Genomic DNA, 14,096 nt, shown 5'->3' on the forward strand with positions numbered 1-14,096 from the left:
ATCTCACCCTCCTCCGAGCGCTTTGTAGATCGCAACGATGGATCGGTATTGCTCCGTCTCCCCAAGTGCCTGTGCATCCTCTGCATTCAGACGTTCGCGCTCGGCATCGAGCAACACCAAGTAGTCGGCGATGCCCTCTTTGTACTGAAGCCCCGCAATATCCGCAGCAGCACGGCTGGAATTACTCTGCCGGATCAAAGACACCAAGCGCTCTTGGCGTTTGCTGTAGTCGCTGAACGCATTCGATGATTCTTCAAGAGCAAGTAACACTTGCTGCTCATAAGAGGACATCGCACCCTCGGCCTCGGCGTTGGCTCCACGGATTCGAGCTTTCACGCTGCCTAAGTCGAACGCCGCCCAGGTAATGCTCGGACCAAGTCCCCACGCTTGTGCAGCGCCACCGTGAAGCCTAGGAAGCTGCTCAACGTGACTCGAGGAAACAGGTCCGCCGTGTTCACGCCAATATTAGTGGTGGCCGCAGCTAACCGACGATCCGCAGCCAGGATATCCGGGCGCCGCTGTAGCAGCTCGCCTACGTTGCCGATCAGCAACGCCTGCTTTGGTGACCAGCTTCCCCGAAAATTTCGGAAGAAGCACAATATGAAGACGCGTACCCAAACAGAGTCATTTTTACCAAGCCAACCGGATTCATTTTGGCTTTGTCAGAAAGAAGCTCTATCAGGGAGCCTCATTTCCTACCCTCCACTCTTCCCAAACTCTAACCATCTCAGCCAGATGGATCACGCATGCATACTCCCCGTTTTCAGTTTTCACAGCCTTATGCCATAGCACATCAATGAAATCGCTAAGCTCGCCCTGTAGCGCTTTGGCATCCTTGATGTCGAATGGCCGACCCAACAGCTGCTTTTTCGGAGCTGCCAATTCGATCCAGCCCTCATCTCCATTGTCGTAGGTAAAGGGAACGCTATCGCTTTCTAGGAGCCTGCATACTCCTTCAACTAAAAGCTTCCCTCTTGTTCCCCAGTAGATTCCGATCATCTCAGCCGGTGCTTGGGGGAGGCCGTCCCAACACTCATAAGCCCACCACCGGATTTTTCCTGCGTCCTTCATCGCTGACTTCGCCGACTGTTCTTCTGCTTCCTGCGCCGCCTTCGCCTCCTTCGATAGCCATTTGCGATAAATTGTGACGTAAGCAGGCCTACCTTTGAGTTCATCAACGCTGAACCGCCCCATCGTAAATGGAGCCATGGGATCGCCATCCAATGGTGGTCGAGCATTCTGCTTACGATCCCAAGCTATCTGAGCAGCCAGGAGATCTTCATTTTCGATTGTCGAGACGGCGTCAGACTCCCATAGGGAATTAAACCACTCGCGTGCCGACGCCACCTCTTGAGAATCACAAGTATGGATACCTGCCTCCATCCAATGCGCTAACCCTCCGTCCTCAAGCCCTAAGCCATTCGTAGACATGTTCGCCGAGCCAATCAGAGCCTGCTTTTGACCAACGATAACTTTGGCATGCAGGTGGCTCGAATGTTTGATCTGAAGCGAAGAGTTACCGTCCTTTATCTTTGATAAAAAGTATCGAACGACAGCGGGATTGGTTCCGCCGGTTCTGAGGTTGCAGATGATGCGAACAGAGCGAGCAGAATTCAGTGGAATCAAATTTTCCGCTCCGCCCCCCCAGAAAGCGACGGCAAAATCCAAGTTTTGTTCTTCGGCGATCAAGCTTTTCAACTGGTTTTTATAGTCAGCAGGCAGCACAAACATCCGGAACTCCTTTCCTCAAATCTATCGATGGAACTCGCGCCAAAAACCAAAGGTTTCGAAGTGAAGCCCAACCGGCTGGTCAATTTCGGCGGAGCCGGAAGGTACATGGTTGCGACGGCGTGAAGTTTGTTGGCCAGCGAATCCATAGCGATAATACCCGCTGCGCCAGCACCACGCGCAAATCCACAAATGATTGGCGACGTCTGCCATCCGGTTATGATGCAACAGTCTCATGAGCTTCACTTGGCTGCCCATCATCAGACCGACCCAGGCGAGAGGTCACGAAAGTGAATTTGTTTTTGTTCTGATCAAATGTGTAGATGGCAGTCAACGGGACGGCGGTTACCAAAACCCCGGTTAACACGCTGGTGACCTGGGAGTTGAATTTGTTCAGCAGGGGCACACCGGCCATTGCGTTACTGATCACCCGCCCAACATAAACGCCGACGATTGCCGAGGCCGTCCCCGCGAGCACTACCGTAATTGCGTCGAGCTTAGCCTCATCCTTGCTCAGCATGATACGAACGCAACGCACCAAGCTCAGCGTGCATTCACGCACTAGCGCTAGTACGAAGGCGGGCATCTTGACGATCAACGAAATGAGTATCTGTGGGATGACACTCAGAGCCCCTGCGACGCCAGCCTCCAGGCCAACAGCTCGTGCGCGCGCCCATATCTGCTTTTCTTCAAAACGTTCGCTTAGACGTTGTTGGATACGTGCAGTGGCATCCTTTGAGTTCTGTAGCCAGCCGTCTTCATTAAGAATTCGTCCGTTGACGGTTAAGTTGCGGATCTCATCAATAAAGATATCCACGGTTTCCAGCACGATCAGGCCCACGATTTGCTGAGCGGCCATGGTTGCCCCAGTCAACGCTATCGTCGATCCAATTTCTACTGCTGCATCCCAACGGTGATCGTTCCGGTTCGCCTCCGCCCTGTTAAAGGCTTCATCAATATCGGATTTACGCACCGTAACGATCTCGCCGGTTTTCTGTATGGTTACATCAATCAGGTCAGCATCGTCGGCTCGCGGGGTACCGTTTTGTTCGAGGTACCTATAGATATTCTTGTCTTGGAGCGAGCGATTTAGCGAGTCATCAGCAAATACTAAGTTTTCCTTAGAGTTGATGATGCTGAAGAACTGATCATCCGTAGTGCCTGCGCGCAGCAGAAGATCTTCGTAGTAATCCTTGCGGGCGATCACATGCTCAATATCTGCGCCCCAGGGATCCAGTTGCTGGTCCTTGTGATACCCGTTATCAAGCTTGTCGAATCCTTCAGGCGTCCATGTCTCACGGGCTGCGTAACGCGCATCCTTCATTGCTGCAAAGTTCGGATCATCGAACATCGATGCACCGGTGCGCCCTGAGAATGCTTTATAGGAGTCCGACAGATTTTCGTATTTTGCAGCGCTATGATTGTCGACGTCGCGCATGACATCGCCCAAAGCGAACGACGCGACAGTGCGGCGAATAGCTTCACGCTTGCATTGGTCAAAGATATCGTCAATGGATTTGGCGGGCACGGGTAGGCCTTTGCGGATTCCCTCTACCATCTCCAGTGTTGTTTTCTCTATCTCGAAAGTAGCGCGAAAGGAAGCTGCCACTTTAGCCGTGCCTAGGTCCTTGTATTGGGTGAATGTATCTTTGTAGAACTCAGCTCGACGCAGCTCTTCATAATTGATGTTACGAACACTATCCGACACAGCGACGTAAGCTTCGACCGTTTTTTCCTTGGTGAAACCGTAGGCGGTGATTGAAGTCTCTTTGGTCTTTCCGGCAGCGCTAACGGCGCTGTTTTTCACGCTCTGCGCAGCATCCTTGATATCAAAGGACGCTACAGACTCGCTGACCCGGTTCGTCGCTTCGGATAAGGCGTCCTTCATAGACGTGAGGGATGCTTTGCTTGGTAGCCAGGCCATATGATCTTCCTTGATGTCAAATAGGCATCATCCTATCCACTTCGCTGGTTCTCTAAAAGCTAAATCACTGGCTTATAGCCATTAGTCGTAGACCTGTTGCGCGACTTAGTCCTCCCTCCCAAGACTCCATCAATGGATAGCAACATTTTTCAGTTCACGCCGCTCCTGGCTCGCTTCTCAACACGCTGCCCCGCCCCTCCCCGTTTTGATTTTTCCGAATTTCGTGTAGCTTTGTCTGATATGCGGGTATATACCCGCATACTACAATTCTAATTAGTGATGCTTCATTCAGGAGTAACCCAATGCGCATTTTGATCGTAGGGGCCGGATCGACCGGTGGGTTTTTCGGTGCAAAGCTCGCCAAGGCAGGACGAGATGTTACGTTCCTCGTTCGCCCCCAACGACTCGCTCAGCTTGAGCAGGACGGCCTCCACGTCAAGAGCCCCGCGGGTGACATAGGAATAGAGCCACAACTCGTCACCGCGGCCCAAATCCAGGGCCCATTCGACATCGTCTTGGTTGCAGTCAAAGCCTATGCGCTTGAGGCAGCATTGGAAGATATGGCTGCTGCTGTTGGCCCTGGTACCGTGATCCTGCCCTTGCTCAACGGATGCGTCACATGGAATTACTCGCCGAAAAATTCGGCAAGGACCGCCTCCTAGGGTGCGCATGCAAAGTAGCGACAAGCCTTGATGACAACGGTCGTATCGTCCAACAGGGAACGTTTAACGACATTGCCTATGGCGAATTAGATGGCACCGACTCTGATCGAGTCGCCAATGTCCACGAGTTCATGCTCGATGCCGGCTTCGATGCCAAAACATCGAATACGATCTCCCGCGACATGTGGGAAAAATGGACTCTGCTCGCGGCCATGGGAAGCATCAATTGCCTGATGAGAGGCAGCATTGGTGATGTCGTCTCGGTAAAAGGCGGACGCGAATTTGCTAATGCAGTTATCGACGAGGTGGTGACAATCATCCAGGCAGTAGGTCACCAGCTAAGTAAACCGTTCTTAACGGAAGCCCGCCGCCTGCTGACGCTGGAAGGCTCAATGAGCATTCCCGGTGCAGTCTCACCCGTCATGATCGATGTGGAAGTTGATGGCAAACAGTTCCAGGAAATGCACGTGGACGGAGGGGTAATCACTCAAGTGTTTCTCTACCCACCTACCACCATTACGGAGCTGAGCAAATCTACTGGATCACCTTTACGACGCGACCGTAATTTCTACGTCATTAGTAACGGGACGCTGGACCCTCAGTGGTCCGGGACGAAGCGCCGTACATTGAACATCGGCGGCCGCGCTATCAGCACATTGATTCAAACTCAGGGGATCAGCGACCTGGAGCGGATCTACCGTATGGCGCAGCAAGACGAAGCGGATTTCAATCTTGCGTACATTGGCTCCGACTTTAACTTCCCCCATGGGCAAAATTTCGATGGCGACTACATAAGGAGTTTGTTCGATTACGCCTATCAACTCGCCGCACAGGGCTATCCGTGGCAAAAATCGCCGTGCTCGGAAAAAACGCACTACAAAATACCCAATGAATGATTGAGGCGACTTGGTTCATTGATCCCATAGGCACTTCCGACCTAGCATATTTTTCGGAAGCACATAACAGAGAATACCCATGTTCTTTTTTATTTCACTACGAACAGAAGTTTGCTAAAAGTGAAACGTCCAAAATGCATTGATCTGCCGCAGCCGATTTTGTACATTAGCGGCGAAAATTTAATCGCAGCGGATGATCTAAATGGCAAGCACAGTTTTTTCACCACCTAAACTACATAAGACCACTGTTATTAATGGAAATTTTTGTATCCTGTGCCGTGAGCATCTTGATAAGCAGGCAGAAAATAAAGTCATATGCCATGACTGCCGAGATTTTCCAAACAAATTGGAGAAATCATTCTGCAACTGTTGCGGAGTTCTTGTTCATCAGAAGCTATCCATTGAATTGCTTAAGGAGCATATCGAGCAAGATTACTTCTGCCAGAAGTGTTTTGATAGATGTGTAATCGAACAGATATACGAAAAAATGTACGAAAAGCACAGAGAAAGTTATTACAAGCATTTCGAGATTTTTTACTGCAAGAAATGTGATGGCATTGAAAACAGCTGCGACGATAAATTCTGCAAACTGAATTCGGCGCCCCCTTCAAATCTGAATAAGCTTAGAGCATTTGGTAACAAGTCGGTCAACCTTGCTACACTTGCCAGACCTACCAACGCTCACGGAACAGGCACCGAGGCTTACTTTGATAATATTGCGGATGAACTTAACAAAAACATCCTAAATTCAGATGCTATTTTGGGTTGTGTTTGTTATATAAAAGATGCGAGCACTCTAGAAAATCTATCTAAAAAACCTTGTCAAATAATCATGCAAAAACCCAAGAAAACACTACGCCCACCCCAGAAAGGCGAACTCAAATTTGACAATAACAGCATTCTAAGCCTGTCAGGAATTCTCAAGCAAGGGATTGAACTTTCAGAAATCGAAGGTTTTCCTTCCGAAAAATTTGTAGAAACTCACATATCCCCCCTGCGAGTAATTGGTAGCGAGGACGGTTTTCCACTCATGCATCACAAATTTCTAATATTTCTGAAACGCGCAATAGATAGCGATAATGGGGCACTCGAAAAGCTGGGCCAAAGGTGCACACTAAAGCCTTACGCTGTGTGGACAGGATCATTTAATTTGACGTATAATGCGAAAAATAGTCTCGAGAACGCAGTTCTAATTAAAGAAGCAGCAATTATTCAAAAATATCTTGAAGAATATGCGTTCTCCCTCTCCGTTTCTGAATCACCAGAAAACTATGCGAGTAGCGTTCTACCGGACCTTAACCCTATTGGCATGAAACTCATCGATATCTTTATCGAACAATAGCTAGCAGAGAGTTAACCCTCAAAACTCACTTGCTAAGAATTATCTAATCGAGATTTAGTTTACTCAAACAGAGACGGCATCTGACTGAAAAGGGTGATGCCGCCGCGATTGGTAAACTGCCTCGATAAGGCACTATGAAACACACATACTGCAATTAGCTTCCTATCATTCAATTACAAACCACTCAGAACGGAGCGTGCATCACCCCGCCGCCTCGAGGTTGGAGTTTTCCGTGCCGAAGAAATCCGCCATCCAGGATTTCTCATCTGCGGATGGATCGTAACAGTATGGGGTCTCGTCCTGCGCTTCAGTGGGAACTTCATTCCAATATCTGGGCTGAGCAACCACATCTAAAAATACCAGTTCACACGTCACATAGCACATCCATACACCTGCGGTTATGAACTGTAGGTTTAGCCCTAACGGCTCGTAGGAACTTGTGTATTCGCAGATTGGCGTAAACTGCTTATAGAGTTGGCCTACGTGAGTGAACTCTTTGCTGAGCAGACCGTAGAACTGGCCAAATGGCGGGAACACACGCTTAGCACTAGCAATGGCACGGGTGGAGTCGAATTTGTGCTCTCGATGCTTCTGAAGGTCTGTTTGAAACTGCATGAGGTGCAATGCGACGGCCATTGACTCTATTGCGGATCGAATGACAGGCCCAGGCTGTAAGACAAATCCGCCACGAAGCATATAGGCCCCCGGTGTCAGGATAGTTGTCGCCTCTCCGAATTTTCCTGAAAAAGCATATCGGGGGCGGAAAGAGACTGGTCGTGCCGTACTATTCACCTGAACGCAAAGCCGCATTACTCAAGATGCTGCTTCCCCCGCTGAACCTGACGATGGCCGAGGTTTCCCGGCGTGAAGGGGTTAGCGAAATGTCTTTGTCCAACTGGCGCAAGAAGGTCAGTTCTGAAGGAAGCGCAGTGCCTGAAGACAAGCCACTCCCCGAGAACTGGTCTGCTGAAGCCCGGTTCGCTGTCGTCCTTGAAACCGCCGGTCTGTCGCAGCTCGAACTGGGTGAGTACTGCCGACGAAAAGGTCTGTACCCCGAACACGTCAGCGCCTGGCGCCAAGCCTGTATCACGGGGCAGCAGAGTGTTCAGAACCAACAAAAGGTCGACCGCGAACAATCTCGCAAGGACAAGAAACGTATTCAGCAACTTGAGCGCGAACTGCTGCGTAAAGACAAGGCGCTGGCCGAAACCGCCGCGTTGTTGGTGCTGCGAAAAAAGCTCAACGATTACTGGGGGATCGACAACGAGGACACCTGACCTCTTTGCCGGAACGGCAGTTGTTGGTGGCTTGGTTGATCGAAGCCATCGAGGCCGGTGCTCGAAAAATCAGAGCGTGCCAAGAGGTGGGGCTGTCGCTCAGAACCTTGCAGCGATGGACGCAGAGTGAGGATCTTCAAGCCGATGCCCGCACAACCACCGTGCGGCCCACGCCGCGTAATGCGTTGAGCGAGATCGAACGACAAGCGATCGTGACGCTGTGTAACAGCCCTGCGTATGCCCATTTGCCGCCGAGTCAGATCGTACCGAGGCTGGCTGACGAGGGGCGTTATCTGGCGTCGGAAGCGACGTTTTATCGCATCCTGCGTGCAGCCGGTCAGCAACATCATCGGGGCCGTAGCCAGCGACCCAGACGGCATGCGGCACCGACGACGCATGTCGCCAAAGCGCCCAATCAGGTGTGGTCGTGGGACATCACGTATTTGCCGTCGCCGATACGCGGCAAGTACTACTACCTGTATTTGATCGAAGATATTTACAGCCGCAAGGCCGTAGGCTGGGAAGTTTACGAAGAAGAAAGCGGCGAAAAAGCCGCTGCGCTGCTGCAACGCAGCGTGATCGGCGAGCAGTGTTTACACGAGCCGCTGGTGCTGCACTCGGACAATGGTGCGCCGATGAAATCGCTGACGCTGTTGAGCAAGATGTACGACCTGGGTATCACGCCGTCCCGTGGCCGACCGCGAGTGAGCAACGACAATCCGTACTCGGAGTCGCTGTTTAGAACGCTGAAATATTGCCCGCAATGGCCGCAGGAGGGTTTTGCCAGCTTGGACGCCGCACGCGCGTGGGTGAGAGATTTTATGCGTTGGTACAACAACGAGCACCGGCATAGCCGGATCCGCTTCGTGACACCGACGGAGCGGCATCGAGGGCTGGACCAGCAGATCCTGGCGCGGCGGCATGAACTGTACCAGCGAGCGCGCAAGAAAAGCCCGGAACGTTGGTCAGGCCAGACGCGGAACTGGGAGCCGATAGGAGCGGTGATGCTGAATCCGGATCGGGAGCAGCAGGACGAGAAAAGAGCGGCATAGTTGAACGGTTGACGCGACAACTACCTTGAAAAACGCCGTAGGCTGCGGCAGCTATTGAGTTGAGTGAATTTGACAGAAGCTCCCCGCAAGCAATCCGAAGATCATCTCCTTCGTTTGTAGCCTTGAGAATCCCAGATGTAAGAATTCCAAAAGACTGCGCAAATTGGGTGCTGACCTTCTCAAGCTCACCAGCGTGCAACGCGTCGAAAGATTTCGCGATCCGTTCAGCATCACGTGTTATTTGGTTAACAAGCATCGATTTGCGAATCTCAATGATGCGTCGATTCGCTTGATCGATTATTACCGCACAAGTATCTGGATGCCGCTCTTCCATCTTATCCTCCTTGTGGCGGGACAAGAGCGTCCAACCGTATGGTTTAGTTATATATCAGAGACGGTGGCATCCTGCGCCAACTCGCCCCGCTGGTGAGCGACATGCGACCATCCACGTTACGCGGCCCTAAAAGTCGATCCTTCCGATACCTTGATGATTGCCGGCGCCCCCATATCTGATACATCGATGCCCTCGGTCGGAAATGGGGTTGTGTATTCAACAAAAATTATTTGATATTCGGATAATCACCATGTGGTAAAAAATAATTTTCGACGAGATCAGTATGCATTTTGTGTATACCGGTATCAGGATCTAGTGTTTTCCTTGTTATTTCCTCAATGGTAACAGCGTCTCTCTTCTTTAGACCGGTGGAGCAAAGCATCTGCATTGTTCTAATATCCACGTGATGACCGATAATGCACATATTATTTATCCCACCAAAATCTGGGTCCTTTGCATTCAGCTCCGATACATTCTTATAGAAAATATGATGTTCAGGATTACTCCTTCCACGATCCAAGCAAACAACGTAAATATATTTTGCCATGTATACACCCTTATTATTGATTGATTTGCCGTTGATATTTTGCCACAGCGGGACGACACCGAAGAATCTATTCTCCAAAAATAGCTATTTGATTACGACCTCTGTTTTTAGCCAGGTAAAGCCCCTTATCGGCTAGCTCGATCAAGACTTTACTATTTTCCGAAACTTTTGGCACCAAAGTAGCGAGTCCAATGCTAACCGTGATTACAGAATCAAGCCGAGGTGATACATGAGGGATATTCAGCGCTTCAATATTTTTACGCAAGTTTTCCGCAATTTCTATAGTCTGTAATTGCGACGCCCCTGGTAAAACTATAGCGAACTCCTCGCCCCCATACCTCGCAGGGAAGTACGTTTCATCGACTATCGTGTCTCGCATTGCCGCTGCAACGTTTTTCAATGCATCGTCGCCCGACGAATGTCCAAACTTATCATTATAGAGTTTGAAGAAGTCAACATCGACCATCAACAAAGATATCTCAGACCCAGCCTCGCATGCTCGCTGCCATTCGCGGGATAAAAATTCATCAAAATGCCTACGGTTTGACAGTCCCGTCATACCGTCAGAATTTGCTTGGCGTTGTAAAGCACTGTTCATTCGTTGCAGGACAAGGTTGGTATCTAATAATTGCTGTTGACTCGTTCTAAGTGCTCGATACGTCTGATCTAGATGTTTTGTGGTATTGAATGAGCGAGAATGGTAGCGTACGCGAGCTATTAGTTCGATGGGATCAGGTAATTTGACTAAATAGTCACTTGCACCTGCTTCAAACGCTCGCTTCTTTACATCCGGATCTTCTTTTGTCGATAAAGCAACCACAGGAATGCCTTGAGTTCGGGGATTCTTTCGATATTCCTTAATTAACGACAAACCGTCTAATCCGGGCATTACCAGATCTTGCAGTATCACAGTGGGCCGGATTTTTTCGGCTTCCATTACGGCTTGGTTTGCGTCATCGCAGTAATATAATTTAATGTCACTTTCACTAGCTAAGTCACGGCGTACTGCTTCAACAATAAGGGGTTGATCATCGACCAGCAGCACGATGACAGTGTCGATATCATTACTGAACAACTCTTGAGCGTGGAAATCATTCATGCATAACCCCGGTTGGTTTGCTAGCCCAGGAAAAGAAGGAACAGAACGATTGGTGGTCCCTATTCAGAATACGAGCAGCTTATTATTAAAAGCAAAGCGAATGAAAGCTGGTGATCGATCTTCCCCATCTTTGAACCTGCACTGATCGCGCCCTTAGTGCTGAAGCAAATTGCTTCAGCGGAGCCGTAGATAGAAGTACATCATTACCGTAGTCGAAATCCATGAATTTAGTAAGAAAATATCCCACAGTTGCTGGATCATAAGCGACCGCTAACTCTCGATCCGGCCCCCTGCTCAGGGGTATTCGGTAATCGGGCTCGCGTGTTCGAAAAGGCAGGACACAAATCTCCTCCTACCCGCCCCCTCCCCCTGGCTGGATTCCGGCAAGGCCGGCTATGGTAATTGAGGGCAGAGCACCAGTTATTGAGAAGCCCGCACGTGCGGGCTCTCTGAGGATCAACATAACTCAAGCCCTGTTCCGATCCTGCGCCTTCTGAAGCTCTCTCATCATCTGCACGTTGAGTTGCTGAGCAATATCCAACTGAACCTGCATCCGCTCAAGCAGAGGAGTTACCTGATTCAAAACCGCAATGCCACCTGCATTGAAAACTGCTTCAGCGCCGCCCTTCTCGGCTAGGTGCAAATTCCGTGCTGCACCACCGGAACACGGCTTTCCCGTTTTCGGATTGATTATTCGTGTAGTCCAGCCGGCTTCATAATCGCTAGGGTTCTTCATACCAACCTCCCATCACGTGGATTACCAACGGCTCACAAAGGTTGCGTCACGCTGGGTCATTTTCAGCATAGTCCAGGCGCGATCAGCGGGTGGGCAGCCTGCGACGATACAGATGGAAATTTGCCTCCGAGCACGCATCTCGATCAGCCACCAGCCAAATCTGCGGGCGGCGTGTTCCGGGGACGCTTACGATGTGGGACGATTAACCTTTGCCAGAATGCCACCACTACGGATATGGAGAGCGTCATGATCAAAGGGCTGGATAAGCTGCAACGCGACTTGAAGCAGGTGGAGGCAGCATTTCGGGAGTTAGACGGCAATCTGTGTACGGTCAGTTATGACCCCTTCGACCCAGCTAGCATCGAACAGGCGATACAAAAAGTCAGAGACACCATTGACCAGCGCGTCGGCCAATACGCCTCCAACCCCTTCGTTGGTCCTCTGATCGAAGAAATGAAAGAAAATTATCGCACACAGATAATTGAGCAGGCGGCAGAGAAACGTCTGGCAGGAGATGAAGAATGAGTTCCTCTGATATTTTCACGCAGATCAACAACTGCGTATTGGACCTACAGTTATCCCAGCTCCAAACATATGAAGCACCACTGAAAAAACTCGTACGGCTGTTGTCCAGTGAGGACCTTGAACCGATCAACACCGCTCTCAAAGAAGATGCCGACCTTGAGGCCTTCTTGGAGGAAAGCGAAGGCACTGGCGGGAGCTTCGCGGGGAGTTACCGGCTCGCCTGGCCTGATGATGACAAGCTCAAGCTAGGATTGACGATATTGTTGTTTGAGAAGCTCGCCGAAGATCCAGATTTTACGATTAATTTTGCATATCACTACTTCAGTAACGGCAGTTCGAAATTAATCTCCGGTTTGCATTCTTTCGTGACGCAAGTGGTAGTTCCGTTTGCACGAGATTACAAGGCTCACGTCAAAATCAGTAAAGCTTCACTGACCAGATCAACAATTTCGTCCAATAAGGTTTTCATCGTCCATGGTCACGACGATGGCGCTAAGCACATGCTTGCGCGGTTTCTCGACCGATTAGGGCTAGAGTCAATCGTACTTCAAGAGCAGCCTGATCGCGGTCAGACGATCATCGAGAAATTTGAACGATCGTCGGACGTGGGTTATGCGGTTGTTTTGCTGACGCCAGACGACATGGGCAGCGCAGTAAAAGCAGATGCGCCATCGGCCCGTGCACGGCAAAACGTTATCTTCGAGCTTGGATATTTTGCCGGCAAACTGGGGCGTGGCCGGGTGTGCCTACTTAGAAAGGGAGACGTCGAGATACCGTCCGATCTATTCGGTGTCGTGTACACAGAGCTAGACCCGCACGAGGGATGGCAAAAAAGGCTAGTAATTGAGATGAAAGAGGCAGGATTAGAGTTCGATGCCTCCAAACTCTTCTCCTAACCTTTCGACTTGATACAATCGTAATCCTTGCCTAGGTTACCTTTCGACTTGCAGTGCGCTCACAGCAAGTCGATCGAAACTTCGTTAGGGGATCAATATTGGACTGTTGGTTGGCTCAAGGGATCCGTCAATTAGCTTTCTAAGAATAAGAGTCCAGTGGTCAGATTCTTTTGCCTTCATGCTCATTACAATTTTGGGATTCTGAAGATCGTTGATTTTCATGTGCAACCCCCTTTCTTCCGCTCGCGCGGCCACCGCTTTGAGGTTATCCGTGAGGGTTTCTTGGGCTACAGCTAGATCTCTACCGTAATACTTTGTGGTGGTCATGCCTGGGTCGTAAAAATAATATTCGATTATATCCGAGCCGTTGAATATCACCGGAGGTAAAATCTCCATTGTTGGTAATACTTTTATATATGAAATCATGCCATTTTTGGCGTCCACAGCAATTGAGCCATTTGCATGATAGTAATAATAGTCAATATTCTTTAGAGATGACATCGTTTTGGCGTAGACGCTGCTCAACAACTCATTTATCAGACTTATTTTTTTGTCTGCTGATTTTTTTATTAAAAAATATGGGACTGCGAATGCTGATCCAATACCTATGAGAGCGCTTCCTGATAAGTACCACGCTATAGACATGATAATACAGAATGCAAAAAACCAGAGCGTTATGTTAGGAGCCAAAATCATCACATATATTTGTTTTTTTGATATTTCATCTGTAATTGTTTTCACGATGCGCCTTACTGTCAGATCATAGTAGTAGTGTTCGGATCAAATATTGAGGTTGCCCGGGCTTTAATCGCCAAGTCTCAAGAAAGGTCGTCGTGCCGTCGATCTACGTTCTATTGACTAGCCCTGTCAAATTGACCACTTGTCGCATGCGGCAGATTGCCATTATTATCGATCGAGCGAAAGAGATTGCATCGTGATTTAAGCGATCTAAATCATGAGGGTTGCAATGCGAAGGGTTCGAGAATTTATCTGACTGGCTGCTTTCGCCCGATAGTTGCCTGTCGGAGACGGCTACTGCCCTTCGCGGCGGGCAGATACTTTTTCGGCGCTGGTACCG

13 protein-coding genes and 1 pseudogene are annotated in these 14,096 nt (G+C 49.7%); 6 read left to right on the forward strand and 8 right to left on the reverse strand.

The features are described from left to right. Nucleotides 1-3: 3 nt before the first annotated feature. The 3 genes and pseudogenes from ACYZT7_RS17760 to ACYZT7_RS17770 form a co-directional block, all read right to left on the reverse strand. Nucleotides 4-557, reverse strand: a pseudogene (locus tag ACYZT7_RS17760) (TolC family protein); the annotation flags it as partial. Between the two features lie 121 nt (nt 558-678). Beyond that, complete coding sequence (locus tag ACYZT7_RS17765) at nt 679-1,731, reverse strand: phospholipase D family protein (RefSeq protein ID WP_462037578.1); 1,053 nt, start codon at nt 1,729-1,731, stop codon at nt 679-681. Between the two features lie 214 nt (nt 1,732-1,945). Continuing rightward, nucleotides 1,946-3,652, reverse strand: a complete 1,707-nt coding sequence (locus ACYZT7_RS17770) for a hypothetical protein (protein WP_462037579.1) — start codon at nt 3,650-3,652, stop codon at nt 1,946-1,948. Between the two features lie 302 nt (nt 3,653-3,954). On the opposite strand from ACYZT7_RS17770, the gene ACYZT7_RS17775 reads away from it, so the two are divergent. From ACYZT7_RS17775 to ACYZT7_RS17785, 3 genes are all read left to right on the forward strand, one after another. Further along, complete coding sequence (locus ACYZT7_RS17775) at nt 3,955-4,314, forward strand: 2-dehydropantoate 2-reductase N-terminal domain-containing protein (RefSeq protein ID WP_462037580.1); 360 nt, start codon at nt 3,955-3,957, stop codon at nt 4,312-4,314. Further along, nucleotides 4,272-5,210: a ketopantoate reductase C-terminal domain-containing protein gene (locus tag ACYZT7_RS17780; protein ID WP_462037582.1), complete on the forward strand. Its 939-nt coding sequence runs from the start codon at nt 4,272-4,274 to the stop codon at nt 5,208-5,210. Before ACYZT7_RS17775 ends, ACYZT7_RS17780 begins: the two co-directional genes overlap by 43 nt. 202 nt (nt 5,211-5,412) lie before the next feature. Further along, the gene (locus tag ACYZT7_RS17785; protein WP_462037583.1) at nt 5,413-6,552 is read left to right on the forward strand and encodes a phospholipase D-like domain-containing protein; all 1,140 of its coding nucleotides are present in this window, start codon (nt 5,413-5,415) and stop codon (nt 6,550-6,552) included. A 201-nt stretch (nt 6,553-6,753) separates the two neighbouring features. Here the strand turns inward: ACYZT7_RS17785 and ACYZT7_RS17790 are convergent, their stop codons facing one another. Continuing rightward, nucleotides 6,754-7,188, reverse strand: a complete 435-nt coding sequence (locus ACYZT7_RS17790; protein ID WP_462037584.1) for a hypothetical protein — start codon at nt 7,186-7,188, stop codon at nt 6,754-6,756. Between the two features lie 140 nt (nt 7,189-7,328). On the opposite strand from ACYZT7_RS17790, the gene ACYZT7_RS17795 reads away from it, so the two are divergent. Next, nucleotides 7,329-8,881 (forward strand): IS3 family transposase gene (locus tag ACYZT7_RS17795; RefSeq protein WP_462037356.1). Its coding sequence is split into 2 segments (ribosomal slippage): nt 7,329-7,791 and nt 7,791-8,881, totalling 1,554 coding nucleotides; the frame shifts between segments, so codons are not numbered across the junction. 560 nt (nt 8,882-9,441) lie between these two features. Here the strand turns inward: ACYZT7_RS17795 and ACYZT7_RS17800 are convergent. The 3 genes from ACYZT7_RS17800 to ACYZT7_RS17810 form a co-directional block, all read right to left on the reverse strand. Beyond that, nucleotides 9,442-9,762, reverse strand: coding sequence for a hypothetical protein (locus ACYZT7_RS17800; RefSeq protein WP_462037585.1), 321 nt, complete (start codon nt 9,760-9,762; stop codon nt 9,442-9,444). Nucleotides 9,763-9,829: 67 nt separating this feature from the next. Beyond that, nucleotides 9,830-10,861, reverse strand: a complete 1,032-nt coding sequence (locus ACYZT7_RS17805; RefSeq protein ID WP_462037586.1) for a GGDEF domain-containing response regulator — start codon at nt 10,859-10,861, stop codon at nt 9,830-9,832. A 466-nt stretch (nt 10,862-11,327) separates the two neighbouring features. Then, nucleotides 11,328-11,597: a hypothetical protein gene (locus tag ACYZT7_RS17810; RefSeq protein ID WP_462037587.1), complete on the reverse strand. Its 270-nt coding sequence runs from the start codon at nt 11,595-11,597 to the stop codon at nt 11,328-11,330. Between the two features lie 246 nt (nt 11,598-11,843). Here ACYZT7_RS17810 and ACYZT7_RS17815 point away from each other — a divergent pair, with 246 nt between their 5' ends. Then, nucleotides 11,844-12,122: a hypothetical protein gene (locus ACYZT7_RS17815; protein WP_462037588.1), complete on the forward strand. Its 279-nt coding sequence runs from the start codon at nt 11,844-11,846 to the stop codon at nt 12,120-12,122. Continuing rightward, entirely contained in the window at nt 12,119-13,018 is a 900-nt protein-coding gene (locus ACYZT7_RS17820) for a TIR domain-containing protein (RefSeq protein ID WP_462037589.1), read from the forward strand. Before ACYZT7_RS17815 ends, ACYZT7_RS17820 begins: the two co-directional genes overlap by 4 nt. An 84-nt stretch (nt 13,019-13,102) precedes the next feature. On the opposite strand, the gene ACYZT7_RS17825 is transcribed toward ACYZT7_RS17820, so the two are convergent. Next, nucleotides 13,103-13,759, reverse strand: coding sequence for a hypothetical protein (locus ACYZT7_RS17825; RefSeq protein ID WP_462037590.1), 657 nt, complete (start codon nt 13,757-13,759; stop codon nt 13,103-13,105). Nucleotides 13,760-14,096 lie beyond the last annotated feature (337 nt).

This window comes from Pseudomonas sp. RT4P38, from assembly GCF_054897765.1.